The organism is Paenibacillus sp. R-74696, from assembly GCF_055814915.1.
On sequence record NZ_JBPULM010000045.1, the window covers coordinates 394,879 to 411,716 of the forward strand.

The following is a 16,838-nucleotide window of genomic DNA, read 5'->3' on the forward strand; positions in this document are numbered from 1 at the left end:
CAGCCTGCCTTTCGCAAAACTGCAAGGCCAACGCTTCGGCCATAATGGCCACCTATAGGAGCAGTATGCGGAAGAAAGCCCTATTTTATGCAAGTGTAAACGCTGTTGTTTCCTTAGTCGTCAAAGCTCGTTTCGCATAAAAAAAAGAGCATGCCACGGTCTTCCGTGACATGCCCCTTACGTTCATCTTACTGCTATTAACATGCTCATCCAGCGTTTAGTTTAGTGCTACGACCATCTATGGCTCTGACACATAATCCTCAGCCAACCGTATAAGCAGCTCTGCGGATTTAAGCATCGCGCCTTCTTCAAAATCGAACTTAGGATGGTGATGGGAATAGCTGGTGGACGTCTCGCCATTGCCCGCTCCTACCATCATAAAGCAGCCGGGAACCTTGTCCAAGTAGTAGGAAAAGTCTTCGGCTACCATCATTTCATCGCCCCGCACCGCATTGCCCTCTCCCAGCATCGGCTCAGCTACACGGAAAAAACGTTCCGCTTCATGCTCATTATTGATAACAGCAGGATAGCCAATGCGAAGCTGAAAATCGTATTTGGCTCCATACATTTGGCAGGTATGATCAATTACTTGCTTCAACCGCTCATGAATAAAATAACGGCTTTCCTCATCGAATGAACGAACTGTACCTTTCATTAAACACCGTTCGGCAATGACGTTATTCGTCGTACCCGCTTGAAAAGATCCTATTGAAATAACCGACGGATGCAGCGGGTTAATGCTCCGACTAACAATCGATTGAATCGACTGCACGAGAGAGGCCCCGACTACAATCGTATCAATTCCTTTATGCGGCATGCCACCATGTCCGCCCAGCCCGATAATTTCAATTGTAAATTCATCGGCTGCGGCCATGAAAGCGCCAGCTCTTGACGATACTTGCCCAAATGGGAGCGGAGCCCACAGATGAATGCCATAGATAACATCCACGCCTTCAAGCGCGCCGTCCTTTATCATATGAATGGCACCACCCGGCGTCACTTCCTCAGCAGGCTGAAACAACAGCCTCCGCTCGCCTTTGATTACTTCGCGATGCTCCTGATAAAACTTAGCTATCGCCAGCATCGACGACGTATGGCCATCGTGCCCGCAAGCATGCATCATTCCGGGTACCGTTGACGCATAATCACACTGCTTCTCATCTTGAATCGGCAACGCATCGATGTCGGCGCGCAGAGCCACGACTGGCCCAGGCTGTTCGCCTTTTATCGTCACAACGATTCCATATCCGCCTACACCTTCCTCAAACTCGCAGCCGAATTCCGCCAGCTTCCCTGCGATCCATCTTGAGGTTTTCTCCTCTTGGAAGGATAGTTCAGGATGCTGATGGAGGTATCTCCGCCACTGCACCATCTCTGGATAAAGATGTTGCAGCTTTTCTAACGTATAGACACTGGTCAACATAACAGCAAACCTCCTTCACCTTTTACACAAATGACAGACCTATCGTCTTAATCGTATAAACTTACTCTATTTTAACAGAACGAAGCTCACATGAGGAAGCTTAATTGCAGGAATGTTGATTTCTGATTGCTTTGTCGCTGTGGGTAAGGCTTGCACTGGCTGGGGAAACATACTATCATGAGAAATGAATGTTCAACAATTGGTTTTTGAATAATGAGGAGGAAACATCATGATTATTGAGAATACCGGTTTGAACGGTGTTCAGAGCGAGCTGTTCCATTTGGATGAATCAGCAGAAAAGCTCGGCTTCGTTCGTTGGCAGTGGGAATACTACCGCGCTACATATGATTTGAAACTGGAAGATAAGGCTACGAACGCTGAGTACTTTTTGCGCATCAACACGCGTGCCGTTGAAGGAAAGCTTGAATCTCCACATGCTGTACTTGCAATTGAAGCCGTATACATTGGCAGAGCAACGTTCCCGCATGGTATGGAGTATGAATCCCCGGTGCCACAGCCTATTCTGAACACAGCTACGCAGCGATTGCAGCAACTAAAGCAATTGCTTGACTAGTATGAGCAAAACGCAAAACGGCAGCCGTGGCAGGCCAGATTTTCTGCTTCTTATTTTCACGCTTCTGCTCGTCGGTTTTGGGCTCGTGATGGTATTCAGCGCGAGCTCAAGCATTGCCTTGTATTCACCAAAGTATTTGAATGATCCGCTTTATTTTGTTAAAAAACAGGCTCTTTTTGCAGCAGCAGGCGTATTTTTCATGCTCATCATGATGAATATTCGTTACGAATTTTACAAGAAGTCTTTTTTGCTTTTCTTTATTCCTGTCATTATTCTACTTGCTATCGTTCCTTTTGTGAGTGATAACATTAACGGTGCGCACAGCTGGCTAAAAATAGGGCCCCTAACTATACAGCCAACGGAGCCCGCAAAGCTCGCGCTTATTTTGTACTTGGGAGCACTCATTTCCAAAAAAGGCGAGAAATTCCGCGACTTCAAAAAAGGTCTCGTTCCCGTCATTCTTGTTACAGGCTTCATCTGCTTCCTTATTATGCAGCAGCCGGATTTGGGCTCCTGTATGGTACTCGCAGGCTGCGCAACCATTATGATTATGGCCGGCGGCGCAAATCTGAAGCAGGTATTCGTAACCGGCGGACTAATGGGGCTTGTGCTTTCGGTTGTAGTCAGTATTTCTATGGCGATAAGCCCGGCAAAGTGGTCTTATCGTATTGCCCGCTTTACCGCTTTTTTGGATCCTGTGGCAGACAAGCAGGATACGGGGCTTCAGCTCGTTTCCTCTTTACAGGCTTTAGGGCATGGCGGCTTGACCGGAGCTGGCTTTGGCGAAAGTGTACAAAAGCTGCATTATTTGACCTATGCGTATAATGATTTTATATTTGCCATTATCGCGGAGGAATTCGGTTTTATTGGAGCCTCGCTTTTTATTTTATTTTTCCTTGCTTTTTTATGGCGCGGCCTGATCGTCGCTTTGCGCTGCTCGGATCAATATGGCACCATTATCGGCGTCGGCATTATAGGGCTGTTCAGCATTCAGGCATTCATAAACATTGGCGGCGTAACAGGCGCTATACCGCTGACCGGGGTAACGCTCCCTTTCATAAGCTATGGCGGCTCATCGCTTATGGCCTGTCTCATGTGTATTGGCGTATTGCTTAGCATTTCACGAGAAGCGAATCGCAATGCAAAACCGAAAAACAAACGTCAAAACTAAAACAAGCTTCCCACCTGCTATGAGGCGCGGAAGCTTGTTTATTGTTGCGATGTTATATCAGAATGAACAGCTCTGGCCGCACGATGCGGGACAAGCAATCACCGATTATTTTATACGCGGAGCCGCTGCTTCCTCAAAAACCTCTTCTTCCTTAAACACAACACCTTCTACTTTCACATTCACTTCAACGACTTGAAGACCGGTCATGTTCGAAACCGTTTCCCTTACGTTGAGCTGCAGCTGACGGCATACTTCCTGAATAGGAATGCCATAGTGAACGATTATACGCAAATCAATTGCGGCCTCGAGCTGTCCGACTTCCACGGAAACACCCTTCTGCACGTTTTTCCCGCTTAGGCGTTTTGCAAGCCCTTCGGAAATCCCGCCAGACATGGCTGCTATACCTGGAGTCTCAAGTGCGGCGAGTCCCGCGATTGTTGCTACTACGTCATCAGAAATACGAATAATGCCTGTTTTAAGGTCCTCGGTCATCTTCTTCACTCCTCCATTTGCTATATATGTATATTGTACTGGATGGATTAACCGGAAGCAACTTTTGTCGATTAAAATAACGGTTATCTGTCGAATAGAATTGGATATATTATATAACAGGTTTGCAGATTTTCACAAAGGGGTGTCCACGTGAGACGGAAGCTGTTTTTCACCGGATTAATCGTCATGTTTGCCTTCAGTGCACTCGCTCATTTCGCCCATCTAGACATGACGCTGCAATTTGCTGTTTCCGCTATAGCGATTGTATTTGCAGCAGGCTTTCTCGGGCAAGCGACCGAGAGCGTCGCCCATTATGCTGGCCAGCGGCTCGGCGGCTTTCTTAATGCGACCTTCGGCAACGCAGCCGAGCTGATTATTGCCTTTTTCCTCGTCAAGGAAGGTCTGTTCGACATGGTAAAAGCGAGCATAACTGGCTCCATTATCGGAAACCTGCTGCTTGTCCTCGGGCTCAGCCTGCTCGCGGGTGGACTCAAATACAAACAGCAGCATTTCAATCATCAGTTAGCTCAGCATAACTCAACCTTGATGATGCTCGCTGTCATCGGCTTGTTCGTACCGGCGATATTTGTTGGAGCCGAGCATTTCTCGCTGGAGAAGGATCATTTCCTCAGCCTGACTGTAGCCAGTATTTTGATCTTGTCGTATGTGCTTTGGCTGCTGTTCTCGATGGTGACGCACAAGCAGATGCTTGCAGACAACGAAATGAGCAATGACCATGGCGACGAGCCTGCCTGGTCTAAGGGCCGCTCCGTCCTCATGCTCGTTGTCGCCACCGTGATGGTCGCTTTTATTAGTGAATGGCTGGTCCACACGCTGGATACGTTTACAACGCGTTTTGGGCTGTCTGAGCTGTTTGTCGGCGCATTCATCATAGCCATTGTCGGCAATGCCGCAGAGCACAGTGCAGCCATTATGTTGGCGATGAGGAATAAAATCGGTGCGGCCGTCGAAATTGCTATCGGAAGCAGCTTGCAAATCGCCCTGTTCGTCGCCCCCGTGCTCATTATCGCCAGCGCAATAATGGGCAAGACGATGGACATTATTTTTACACCGATTGAGCTGACCGCTATCGCGGTATCTGTCTTTATAGCGAAGTCGGTATCGGGGGACGGACAGACCAATTGGTATGAAGGGGCGCTGCTGCTAATGGTTTATTGTATTTTGGGCATTGCTTTTTATTTGGTATAAAGGATGGGAGCACGCTGAAAAAGGATCTGGGCTGCGCAAAAGGCTTGGAGTTCGATCGCTGTTACTCTTGGATTCCCTGATACACCATCTCAATGGTGGGAATCCAAGAGCAAAGGCGAGCGCTGCCGCTTCTCACTTCCAAACCTTTTGCTCCGCCCCGCCTTTTTCAACACACTCCCACCAAAATAAAGACAAAAGCCGCAAAATTGTTCCTTCTTAAGGAAACAAGGAAATATAGAACAATTAAAACAAGCAGATAGCTAAACAGATAGAAACAAAGGGAGACAAACAAAAAAAAGGAGCAGGCCGCATGGTACGCCTACTCCTTTCTATTCAACGCTTCGTAAAGCTGAGCCAGATTGCGCTCCAATCGGCTTAACAGCTCCTTGCCGCTATGCTCAGCGATCAAACCAGCGCGTACTGCAAAATCAATTTCCCGCGAGAATCCATACATCTGCGTGTCCAATACTTCCTCGTACAGCGGACATTGACGGGTCGTCAAGTTCTCCATCTGAACCTCAATCAATTTCTCTATTTTAGCCGCATCCTCCATAAGGAGACGAAGAGCTTTCTCATGCAATTGAACCGTGACTTCCGGTGAAGACATCGTTTTCCCCCCTAATGCGTGTACCCGCCGTCGTCTATACCCTTTATATTAGACGAAAAAGAGCCAATACACAAGGACAAAACAGAAAAGCACCCCTTCGGCTAGCGAAGAGGCGCATGTACTGGTGTAACCTGTTTATTCAGAAACGACTGCAATATTCAGGTTATGCTTAGCGAAAACAGCTGCCATTGCGGCTTTTGCTTCTTCAGCATCTGGTCCATGGACGTGAAGCTCGTAGGAGTGACCGCCTACCAGCGTAGTGAACAATCCCAAAATACTTTTAACATCAATATATTTGTTATCTGCTTGCAGAACGATTGATGAGCGGAATTGACCTGCTGCTTGGGATATTTCTACAATAGCTGCGTTGTTAGACATGGGGAACCCCTCCAATTAAATTAGTAAAGCTTACCTTCGAAATCATGATAACCTGAAATCATTGATCGGGCAAGAGGCAAATTGTTAAACGCTTCTTTTTCATTTATTTCAAATTTTCGGAATTTAACGCCTCGAGCTCCGGAATAACGAAATGTCCATCCTTGCGGATAAGCACATCATCGAAATAAATTTCCCCTCCGCCATATTCTGGGCGCTGAATAAGCACAAGGTCCCAGTGAACGGAAGACCGATTTCCATTGTCCGTTTCATCATAAGCGCGGCCCGGTGTAAAGTGCAGGCTTCCCGCGATCTTCTCATCAAATAAAGTGTCATTCATCGGGTGCAAAATATGCGGATTAAAGCCAATTGCAAATTCGCCAATATAACGCGCGCCCTCATCCATATCCAAAATCTCATTCAAGCGTGCTGTATCGCTGCTTGTTGCCTTGACGATTTTGCCATTTTCAAACGTGAAGCAAATGTCCGAGAAGGTTACGCCTGAATATACGCTGGGTGCATTGTAGGAAATGGTACCCTGTACCGAGTCGCGCACAGGAGCCGAAAAAACTTCTCCATCCGGAATGTTGCGGTGGCCGGAGCATTTTTTGGAGCCGATATTTTTAATGGAAAAAGTAAGATCGGTGCCTGGCGATACAATTCTTACGCGATCGGTTTTGTTCATCAAAGCCTGAAGCGGGTCCATCGCTTTGTCCATTTTGGCATAATCCAAATTACAGACGTTAAAATAAAAATCCTCAAACGATTCCGTGCTCATTTTTGCCAGCTGCGCCATCGATTCGTTCGGATAGCGCATAACGACCCAACGCGTGCGCTTGACCCGCTGATCCATATGTACAGCATCGCGATAAATTTGCTCATACAGCCGTATTTTATCTTCCGGCACATCGCTCATTTCATTGACATTGCCGCCCGCACGAATGCCGATGTAAGCATCCATTTGCTTCATGCGCTGCAAATCATATTTCGTCCACTCTTCGATTTGCTCTTTGCTTCCATTCTGCAGCAGCGTACGCGTTACCGCAGGGTCTGTAATTTCCACAAATGGTCTGCCGCCGAGCTTCGCTACCTCTTCAATTAAAGCTTTCGTCAGCTCGCGTTCCGAGCCGATGACTTCAATAAGTACATTTTCTCCCGGCTGAACGCCAATGGAATAGCCTGCCAAATTGGCAGCTAGCTGCTGAATTCTTGGGTCACGCATGTTAAACTCTCCTCCAAATCATTGCTTCTCTATATTTGACGATTACTACCAACCCCATCGTAACATGTTTAACAGGCATGTGCATCCTTCATGGCGAAGTGGAACCATCAAAAGCGCTGAGCGAAATGTTCGTCGTCCGCTTCTCCATGATCCTTTTGCCCTGTTTTTGATAAGCAAATGTCGTTTGCTCTTCCAACTTGAGCGGCACCAGCCTGCTGCGGTCGATGGTCAGCTCGTATTGTCCATCCACCTCTAAGGTGGCCAGCATTTGCTTCAGCTCCTGATGAGACGCCTCATACGTGCGCAGCCATTCCTGCCGCAGCGCTCCTTCCTCTGAGGGAGCCCGGCTCGCGAGAGCTGCCATTTCTGCCGTCAGGCGCTTCTCCCACCTTTTCTTCGCTGCACCCTTGTCAAGGGCCGCATGAAGCACGAGATGCCCTTCCGCTGTTGTCTCCGTTTGAATACTTACCTTATTAGTCGATTGCTGAAGCTCCTTAAGCAGCTCCGCTGGCGTGCGGGATGTGCTCTGATCCGCTGCTGTCCCTGCATACGATCTGATCTGTTCATGATTCAACACCTCTCCCGAGAAGCGCTGCGGCGTATAGCTCCAGCCATCTGCTCCAATAATGGAAGTAGAGCCGCTGAAGCTGTATTTATCCGTTGCCGCAAGCCCAGCTGCTGATAAAGTCAGCCACTGTTCCGGTGTTCGCTTGTCTGCCACATCCATACAGCCGCTCAGCCATGCCGTGCATGCGAGTAGAGATAATAGAGCACTCCACTTGTTTATTCTCATTTCCGCTTCCCTCCTGAGGTTGCATTTCCTATCCATTAGCTTCCCCGAAGCAGTAGACTCCTTATTCCTTTTCAGGCTGCTATTGTCTTATGGGACAAAGGCGACCTTCTGGATACAAAAATAAAAACGCCTGAGCAACATGCCCATGGCGCTTCTCTTCTTTCTCACAAGATACTCCAATGCCCGATTGTCCAATTCCAGCTTTTAGCCCACACCGAGCCGAATACAGTTTCTTCCATTGTTTTTCGCATCATATAAGGCCATATCTGCACGATAAAATAACGATTCAACGCTAATTTTCTCATTTTCAAACGTCCATTCCGACACGCCGCAGGATACCGTCACTTTAGGGTCCGTCTCCTCTTCCACAAGCAAGCGTATACGTTCAGCAATCCGAAAAGCCTGTTCAGAACGAATGCCTGGCAAATATACAGCCAGCTCCTCACCGCCCCATCTTGCAGCGATGTCTCCCTGCCTAATCGTGGTCCGAATAATTTCGCTCACTTGGATTAAAATACGATCCCCAACCTGATGGCCGAACGTATCATTAATGCGTTTGAAATGGTCAACGTCGACAAGCACGAGTGAGCCTAGCGGATCTTTGCGCTGACGGCTCAGAATTTGCTCGTTCAAGTAGTGGCGGGCGTGCAGCCCCGTTAAATTGTCCGTAATCACCATCCGGCGAACTTCTGCATGCAGCGAAGCGTTCGTCACCGCCAAGGCAATATGTGTGGACATAATTTGGAGCAGCTTATAATTGTCGTAGGAGAAATAATGAGGGCTTTTATGCGTAACCATGATCACGCCCACTACTTCATCTTCGACCATAATAGGTGCGGCGATAAGCGAGCGAGAGCCAGTGTGATCCATCATTTTAGACGTTACGACTCGGGTTTGCCAATAATCTGATAAAATAAGCGGTTCTTTCGTGCGGTTAATAATGCCGCTAAAGCCGTAATCCGGCACAAATTGCTCACGTGCAAGCGTAGGAATATTGCTGGACATCACATTAAACTGGTTGCGATCTTTATCCAATTGGAGAATCGAGCAATAATCGGCTTCAAAAATATTAAGCAGCTCATGCGTCGCAAACTTGAAAATATCCTTAAGCTTCAGCGATTGATTCAGCCGTTTCGCCAGCTCATTAATGACGCGAAGCTCATTGATGAGCAAATTGGACTGCTCGTACAGCTTGGCATTCTCAAACGCAGAACCCGCCGTATCAGCAAGCAGCACGAAGGCCGGCATATTTGCAATATCCCAGCGCTCGGCGTCAATCGAGATGCAGAGCACGCCGTAAGCAGCCTGCTTGCCGTTCATTGGAACCGCAAGGCGGATCGTGCCATCACGCTCCTTCTGCGTCATTGGCTTGCCTTCCATGAAAGCTTTCGCAACAATGTCATGTGCTGCATTTTTAAAAATAAGCGGCTTGACGCGGGCGTCGCCATTCAAATGGTCCTGTGACAAATACAAATTGACTTCCGAGCTTGGGTAAAGCTGGCCCAAACTGCTCAGCATTTCGGACAGCACGGCAGTAACATCGAATTGATCATACAATCGCTTAGCTGCCAGAAAAAGGGCATCCCGCCTTTTTGCGTCCTTCTCCGTTCGTGTTTGCTGGAGCAGCAAATCCCGGACATATATATGTTCGAAAGCGCGATAGAAGCAGCTGCGGAAATGAAGGGCGCCAAGCCTTGCCTGCTGCTCGGCTTCGACGGCACTGCTTGGGGCAATATGTATAAATATGCTGAATGGCTCGCCATTCGAGCGTTTGCGAACAGGAACAGCAGCAGCATGAGTAAGAGGCTCACCAAACGACAGTGTAGCAGCGCCGCCTGTCGCGGCTACTTGTGCAGCTAGCAGCTGCAGTTCTTCATGCCACAACAGTTCCTGCCCTTTAACAGCACCCGCGCTATCAATTAAACGCAGTTCCCAGTCAAATAAAAAAGAGCTGCCCTGCATCGCTTCTGTTTCTTCGCTTGTTTCCCTAAACCATAACTCGAAGCTATCGTGAAGCAGCGGCATCATATAGGGCCTGTCCGCTTCGTTAATATCTTCGTGCATAAACCATATTTCAGGATGCAACTGCTCTACAGGAGCTGCAGCCTGAGCAAAATGATTGTTAAAATTTCCATCTAGGTTTCGATTGTTCATCTGCAACACCCAACCCTTCTGTCGGTCTAAACAAGGAGATGAGCAGTCATCTATGTATGAAGAAGATACCCTCATCATACTTTATTTTTAAGAATATTGCACTAATTAACAGTTGGTTTATAGGCCTAAAGACTCTATATCGTTTCCGATAAGCATAAGCGGCTATTTTTCTTGACTTTCTGCTTGAATTTCATATAATATTAATTGTTGAATACATGGGCGTACGGTTTTGTGTCACCCTCGAGAATAAGTTCACTGACAAGCCTGCGGCTGAGGTGCTTGTTAGGCTCTAAGTTTTGACTTGAGCATTTGAGCTTGTTCCGCGAAACACAACCCCATCTTCAAAAATCCCATTTGTTGAAGGAGTTAACACGACGCATGTCACGTTATACAGGACCTAAATTTAAATTAAGCCGCCGCCTTGGAATTTCCCTGAGCGGAACTGGCAAAGATCTCAAACGTCCATTTCCACCAGGCCAACACGGCCCGAACCAACGCAAGAAATTGAGCGGCTATGGCGTTCAATTGCAAGAAAAACAAAAGCTGCGCCATATGTATGGTTTGAACGAGAAGCAATTCCGCAACTTGTTCGATAAAGCAGCTAAATTGAAAGGTATTTCCGGCGACAACTTCCTCGTTCTTTTGGAAAGCCGTCTGGATAACCTCGTTTACCGTCTTGGCCTGTCCAACTCGCGTGCTGGTGCGCGCCAATTGGTATCTCACGGTCATATTACAGTTAACGGCAAAAAAGTCGACATCGCTTCTTACACCGTATCGCTTAACGACGTAATCGGCCTGCGCGAGCGCAGCCGTGGTCTGAAAACGATCAAAGAAGCTATGGAAGGCCGTCATCACCTGCCTAATTACCTTGAGTTTAACGACCAAGCGCTTGAAGGCAAGTACGTTCGTTTCCCAGAGCGTGCTGAGTTGACGCAAGAAATCGACGTTAAACAAATCGTCGAGTTCTACAGCCGTTAATAAGGTGAAACGGCCGAAAGCCGTCCTTTGGCGGCGCGGCGCGTTTCATTCCGAGAAATATAGAGAAAGAATATTGTTACAATATTCTTTCCTATATTTTAAGGGAAATCCCTGGTCATCTTCTGATGCCAGGGATTTTTTTGTTTGCTTATTATGGCTGGTTGTTCTCCTCTTGGCTAGATTCCTTTGAGGCCAGCAATTGAATCAATGCATCGCTCGTTGAGGAAGCTATCGCCGGAGCTGCAGCAGGCGGCACTGGAGCAGGGGATGATGTATTTTTCGTCGTCAATCCCTTCATTAAAGCATTAACATCAATGCCTGCTACACTTTTCAGCATTTCTGGCGCTGTTGCCATAAGGGAAGTAACGTAGTTGCTCAGACGCATCGCCCCTTCGCCATTGCCGGTATCGACAACCGTCAGCTTATCGATGCCTTTGATTGGCTCAGCGACCTTGCCTGCCAGCTCAGGCAGCATTTTCACAATAATATCGAGAATCGCAGCCTCTCCGAACTTCTCGAATGCCTCTGCCAGCTTCTCCTTCGCCTCGGCTTCCGCTAGCCCCCGCAGCCTGATTACATCGGCTTCCGCAGTACCTTTGGCCCGATCAGCATCCGCTACGGCCAAGCCATCCAGCCGCTTCTGCTCAGCCATAGCCTTCGCTTCAGCTTCGATGCTGTACTGGAGCGCATCAGCCTCGCGCAGCCGTTTGGATTTCTCCCCTTCTGCCGCCTGCTCGACTGCATAACGATCGGCATCCGCTTTTTTCTTCACCTCGGCGTCATATTGCTTCTCTCTGCGCAAAATTTCTTTTCCTTCGAGGTCAATCTCCCGTTCTTTACGCACAAGTTCAACTTTCATTTGCTCTTCAACGACGCTCTGCTTCGCACGAGCTTCTTGAATAGCATAGGCCTGATCCGCTTCCGCCTTCGCGGTATCCTGGTCTTTTTTGAAGGAAGCGACTTTGAGCTCTTTCATTTTCTCCGCTTCCGCGATATTTGTATCCCGCAGCAGCTCAGCCTTCTGCCCTTCCTCTTCGGCACTCGCCTTCTTAATTCTTGCATCCCGCACTGCCTCGGCTTGTGCAATTTCCGCATCCCGCTTCACTGCCGCGATACGAGGCTTGCCGAGCGCATCGAGATAACCGTGCTTGTCTCGCAAATCTTTAATTGTAAAGGAGACAATTTGCAGTCCCATCTTTTTCAGGTCTTTGGCCGCTACGCTTTGTACCTCTTGGGCAAACCGATCGCGGTTACGATACACTTCCTCTACTGTCATTGAACCAAGAATCGCCCGCAAATGGCCTTCCAGCACTTCCTGCGCCTCGCTTTTCAGCTCTTCTGTCGGCTTGCCCATAAACTGCTCGGCAGCTGTTGCGACATCCTCTACGATACCGCCGATTTTAATGATCGCGACGCCATCGGCCATAACGGGAACGCCCTGCTCCGTATAAACCTCTGGAGTAGATACATCAAGCTTATGGGAAAGCAAAGAAAGAAATTCGGCCTTCTGGAAGATTGGCAGTATAAAAGCGCCTCCGCCTCTGACGATTTTAATGCGGCGGCCGCTATCATCCGTCAAGACATTGCGGGTTCCAAGAAATGAGCCGGTTACGATCATCGCCTCATCTGGGCTAACGGTTTTGTAGCGGGCCCAGAACGCGAGTCCTAGAATGACGAATACAGCAACGACAATGGTGGGAATAAGCAAAAATTCAGGCATAGCATCAAGCTCCTCTCTGTTTGTCAAATCGCCAGTTATAACAGTGGATCAAGGTGAAACGGCTCTCGCCGTCCTTTGGCGGCGCGGCGCAGTTCATTCCGAGAAATATAGAGAAAGGATGGCGAAATCATACCCTTTCCTATATTTCAAGCTGAGAAACATACAGCGTATGCTCCTTTACCTCAATCACGACAATGCGGACGCCGCTTGGAATCGGTTCGCCATCAAAGCTTGCGGCAATTTGATTGGAAAATCCCGCCCCTGCCGGCATCAGCACCTCGCCGCAGCCTATCGCCGGAATCGGTACCAATACTTCGCCTAGCCGCCCGGTAAAATCATGAATCGAAATGGCTGTGGAATTTTCGCTTTCGCTCATCGGCTTCACATATAGGAAATAAACGCCTCCGCCTGCGACAATCGCGACTAATCCAGCAATGACAAGGACGATTCCAGCTGTCAGTGGTGAATATTTTTGCAGCAGCAGCCCTGCGCCGCCAAAGGCGGTAATACCGCCTACGAGCGAGGTAGGCTGAAGCCAGCCATAACCCTCGCTGGCGAGGAAATCGAGTGCTCCGTCAAAAGCAGAGCTTAGAAAATCACCAAATATAACGCTTACAATTGCATAAAGCACGCCGCCGAACAGACAGCCCCAGAACAACGCCTCCACTTTGTCCCCCCCTCTCTACAACCAAATGCTGTTATAACTGTTTTTATTTATTACGTTAATTCCTTAGGAATTGTTTCAAAAAATCAAATAAGCTTGCACAATTTGTCCCAGACCTCATGCTATATTTCATTTCTTCCTACTAATTATTCCCTCCGATAAATGGGTATGTAGAATTTCGTGTATCCATAACATAGCAAATGAGTGAAGTCAATCATCTTCCCTCTTTTCGAAATGGTGTTTTATGCTATAATAGTTGGGTGTATTGGAGGAGGAGTTAATTCATATGCAGGAAGATCAACAACCATCATCATCCCGCAGAAGCGGCTGGCGTACATTTGGACTCGTAACATGGCTAACAGTAAAGTGGCTCTGTTACCTCGTCATATTCGTCGGTTTGCTAACGGGAGGAGCCGTAACGGGCTATGTGGCCTCTTTGGTTAAAGGAGAAGAAGTTCGACCGCGAACCTTAATTGAAGAGAAAATAAACGAAAACTCAGTTACAGGCTTTGTCTTCTTTAATGATGATACCCTTATTGGACAGCTTCGTACGGAAGAAGATCGTATTCTAGTTGATTACGATGAGCTTCCCCCGCAAGTCATTAACGCCGTGCTTGCTATTGAAGACAATAATTTTGAAACCCATTATGGCGTCGATGTGAACGGTTTGGGACGGGCAGTTAAGCAAAAGCTGCTTAATGAAGATACGCAGACGGGCGGCAGTACGCTTACCCAGCAATTGGCACGCCGCGTATTTCTAAGCCTGGACGTAACCGACAGCCGTAAAGTGAAGGAAATTTTTCTCGCTTTACGAATGGAGCGTTACTTGACGAAAGAAGAAATTCTTGCGGCATATTTGAATAAAGTACCATTCGGAAATGGCTCAAGCGGCTACAATTTATATGGGATCAAGGCGGCCGCCAAAGGTGTTTTCGGCATTACCGATTTGAGCAAGCTGAACATTGCGCAATCGGCTTATTTGGCCGGACTGCCGCAGCGTCCTTCCGCTTATACCGCTTTTAACGGCAAAGGACAGTTCAATGAAGGCGGCTTTGACCTCGCAATCGAGCGTCAAGCGACCGTATTGATGCGGATGCTCCAAACCGGACGCATTACTCAGCAGGAGTATGATCAGGCGAAAAAATTCGATATTCGCGGCTCGCTCGCGAAGCCAGTAGCGAAAGCCTATACGACGTATCCTTACCTCATGCTGGAAGCTGAGCGTCAGGCGGCGGAAGTTATGCTCATGCAGCAGGACCCGACACTGACCATAGCCGATCTTCGCAAGAAGGAAAACGCCGATCTTATAGAAGAAGCCCGCGAGCATTTGCTCCGTGGCGGCTATCAGATTCATACGACGATTGACAAAGACATTTATAAAATGATGCGAGATATCGGAAATGATCCGAGCAACTTCACTCCGGACAGCAAGGAGAAAGGCATTGAGCAAATCGCAGCCGTCCTCGTTGACCATAAAACCGGAGCTATACTTAGCATGCTGGAGGGCCGTGATTTTTACGAGGAGCAGATGAACTTTGCCACTCAGATGACTCGGCAGCCGGGTTCAACGATGAAACCTATCGCCGCCTATTTGCCAGCCATTGATAAAGGGCTGATCCAACCTGCAAGCGTCTTGGATGATGCGCCGATTATTTTGAAAAACAGCGGTTCCAGCTATCATATTCCAAAAAATGCAAATAATCGTTACAGCGGTCTCGTTACCGCTCGCGAAGCGCTCAATCGCTCGCTTAACTTGCCAGCGCTTAAGATTTTCCTTGATGAGGTTACGATTAAGGAAGCATGGAAGTTTACTAGAAAGCTCGGCATTACAACGCTGCAGCCAGAAGATGATGCAGCACAGACTGGCGTTCTCGGCGGACTCAGCATCGGGGTATCCGTTGAAGAATTGACGAGCGCTTATGGCTCGATTCCGAATCAAGGCCTGTACAATGATTCTTATATGATCGCGAAGATTACCGATGCTAATGGAAAAATCGTCTACGAGCATCAGCACGAGCCGACTCGCGTATTTTCCGAGCAGACTGCTTTCTTGATGACGGATATGCTTCGCACCGTTATTTCCAGCCCAAGCGGCACAGCGAACTCACTTACTTCGCGGCTCAAAAATTACGGCAAGATCCCGTATGCGGGCAAAACGGGCTCTACGCAAAACTACGGCGACGTCTGGTTCATGGGCTTCACCCCTGATGTCACGCTTGGCGTATGGGCCGGCTATGAGAAGCCGATCTACACGCTCGAAGGCGACAGCCGCAAGCGCGCCCGCGAAATCTGGGCGAAGATGATGAATCAGCTTGCCGATGAGAAGCCGGAGATGTTTGCGACCAAGGCGTTCAATCAGCCTGATGGCATTGTTAAAGCTACTGTATCCAGTGCCAGCGGCAAGCTGCCAACGGCATTAACAAGATCAGCAGGCATGCTCGTAACCGACTGGTTCAACAAAAAATATATTCCTAAGCAAGCGGATGACGCCCTTGTGAATATGTCATTCATACGCTACAACGGCGTCAATTATGTCGCTCAAGATGCAACACCTTCCGATTTCATTTCGCAGCAGACGGTTATTAAGCGCAAGAAGCCGCTTGACGAGCTTATGGATGAAATCAGCAAAGTGCTTTCCCGCGTTCCGGCAAACAGCCGCCGAGCGCTAAGCTATTACTTGCCGACGGATGCAGGCAAAAACGCGCCTTCCAAGGTCGATCCTCGTAAGGATGACGGAAGTGCGCCAAGTGCACCGGGCAATGTAGCACTCATTTCGATTGGTCAAGGTGTAGTCAGCCTCTCCTTCTCCGCTCCGGCCCAGAAGGATGTCGTTGGCTTCCGGTTATATCAAGCTGTTAACGAAGGCTCCTTTAACAAAGTAGGAAATTCCATCCTGCTCGGAGACACCTACAGCGCGAGCTTCACCGTCAGTGCGGGCAATGGCTACAGCTTTTATGTTACAGCAATAGATGTTGCCGGCAAGGAATCGGCACCTAGCCAAATTGCCCGCTTCGGCAAAGCGCCTGTCGCACCTGTTATCCCTGATCCGCTGAATCCGGTACAGCCACCTGAGCAAAGCGGCGATCCAGGGCAAGGACCTGATGCAAGGCCAACGCCGGAAACCGGCTTGGCTGCACCAGCAGCCCCTGCTGGCCTTTCCGCACAAGGCAATGAAACAGGCGTTACCTTGTCTTGGCAGGCAAGTGCAGCCGGCGAGCAAGTCAAGGTGTACCATGTTTATTTTGCGGCAGCCAATGATGGGAAGTATGTGGAAATAGGTACTACCGCAGAGACGAGCTTCGTCTACGCCTCGCCGCTTGCATTAGGAACGTTCTATGTGACAGCGGAGAACGCTGCCGGGCAGTCTGCTCCTTCCTCGAAAGCAAGCATTGGCGGTTAAACGTTATTTTTCACAGATGAATCGCTCTAAAGCAAAAGCTCCGGTTCCGCAACTAA

General features: G+C 48.5%; 14 protein-coding genes. 5 read left to right on the top strand and 9 right to left on the bottom strand.

Features of this window, described 5'->3' with window-relative positions; translation table 11 throughout:
- Positions 1-238 precede the first annotated feature (238 nt).
- Entirely contained in the window at positions 239-1,423 is a 1,185-nt protein-coding gene (locus ACSR9A_RS21950; RefSeq protein WP_473759461.1) for a M20 metallopeptidase family protein, read from the bottom strand.
- Positions 1,424-1,652: 229 nt separating this feature from the next.
- On the opposite strand from ACSR9A_RS21950, the gene ACSR9A_RS21955 reads away from it, so the two are divergent.
- Together ACSR9A_RS21955 and ftsW are read left to right on the top strand one after the other, a co-directional pair.
- On the top strand, positions 1,653-1,997 hold the full coding sequence (locus tag ACSR9A_RS21955; protein WP_341282340.1) for a YugN family protein: 345 nt from the start codon (positions 1,653-1,655) through the stop codon (positions 1,995-1,997).
- A gap of 1 nt (position 1,998) precedes the next feature.
- Complete coding sequence (gene ftsW / locus ACSR9A_RS21960) at positions 1,999-3,168, top strand: putative lipid II flippase FtsW (RefSeq protein ID WP_473759463.1); 1,170 nt, start codon at positions 1,999-2,001, stop codon at positions 3,166-3,168.
- Positions 3,169-3,273: 105 nt separating this feature from the next.
- Here ftsW and ACSR9A_RS21965 read toward each other — a convergent pair whose 3' ends face one another.
- Complete coding sequence (locus ACSR9A_RS21965) at positions 3,274-3,660, bottom strand: Asp23/Gls24 family envelope stress response protein (protein WP_341282338.1); 387 nt, start codon at positions 3,658-3,660, stop codon at positions 3,274-3,276.
- 150 nt (positions 3,661-3,810) lie between these two features.
- On the opposite strand from ACSR9A_RS21965, the gene cax reads away from it, so the two are divergent.
- On the top strand, positions 3,811-4,869 hold the full coding sequence (gene cax / locus ACSR9A_RS21970; RefSeq protein ID WP_473759464.1) for a calcium/proton exchanger: 1,059 nt from the start codon (positions 3,811-3,813) through the stop codon (positions 4,867-4,869).
- Positions 4,870-5,188: 319 nt separating this feature from the next.
- Here cax and ACSR9A_RS21975 read toward each other — a convergent pair whose 3' ends face one another.
- From ACSR9A_RS21975 to ACSR9A_RS21995, 5 genes are all read right to left on the bottom strand, one after another.
- The gene (locus tag ACSR9A_RS21975) at positions 5,189-5,476 is read right to left on the bottom strand and encodes an Fpa/YlaN family protein (protein WP_056038636.1); all 288 of its coding nucleotides are present in this window, start codon (positions 5,474-5,476) and stop codon (positions 5,189-5,191) included.
- Between the two features lie 135 nt (positions 5,477-5,611).
- Entirely contained in the window at positions 5,612-5,854 is a 243-nt protein-coding gene (locus ACSR9A_RS21980; protein WP_046230579.1) for an HPr family phosphocarrier protein, read from the bottom strand.
- Positions 5,855-5,957: 103 nt separating this feature from the next.
- Positions 5,958-7,073: an aminopeptidase gene (locus tag ACSR9A_RS21985; RefSeq protein ID WP_473759465.1), complete on the bottom strand. Its 1,116-nt coding sequence runs from the start codon at positions 7,071-7,073 to the stop codon at positions 5,958-5,960.
- An 88-nt stretch (positions 7,074-7,161) separates the two neighbouring features.
- On the bottom strand, positions 7,162-7,866 hold the full coding sequence (locus ACSR9A_RS21990; protein ID WP_473759466.1) for a hypothetical protein: 705 nt from the start codon (positions 7,864-7,866) through the stop codon (positions 7,162-7,164).
- Positions 7,867-8,070: 204 nt separating this feature from the next.
- Complete coding sequence (locus tag ACSR9A_RS21995; protein ID WP_473759467.1) at positions 8,071-10,020, bottom strand: diguanylate cyclase; 1,950 nt, start codon at positions 10,018-10,020, stop codon at positions 8,071-8,073.
- A 378-nt stretch (positions 10,021-10,398) separates the two neighbouring features.
- On the opposite strand from ACSR9A_RS21995, the gene rpsD reads away from it, so the two are divergent.
- Complete coding sequence (rpsD, locus tag ACSR9A_RS22000; protein WP_341282332.1) at positions 10,399-10,998, top strand: 30S ribosomal protein S4; 600 nt, start codon at positions 10,399-10,401, stop codon at positions 10,996-10,998.
- Between the two features lie 151 nt (positions 10,999-11,149).
- Here rpsD and floT read toward each other — a convergent pair whose 3' ends face one another.
- Positions 11,150-12,718 (bottom strand): flotillin lipid rafts scaffold protein FloT, encoded by a 1,569-nt coding sequence (floT, locus tag ACSR9A_RS22005; RefSeq protein ID WP_473759468.1) that lies wholly within the window; start codon positions 12,716-12,718, stop codon positions 11,150-11,152.
- A 139-nt stretch (positions 12,719-12,857) separates the two neighbouring features.
- Entirely contained in the window at positions 12,858-13,385 is a 528-nt protein-coding gene (locus ACSR9A_RS22010) for an NfeD family membrane protein (protein WP_473759469.1), read from the bottom strand.
- A 283-nt stretch (positions 13,386-13,668) separates the two neighbouring features.
- Here ACSR9A_RS22010 and ACSR9A_RS22015 point away from each other — a divergent pair, with 283 nt between their 5' ends.
- A complete protein-coding gene (locus ACSR9A_RS22015; protein WP_473759470.1) occupies positions 13,669-16,782 on the top strand; it encodes a transglycosylase domain-containing protein in 3,114 nt (1,037 codons plus the stop codon).
- Positions 16,783-16,838: the final 56 nt, after the last annotated feature.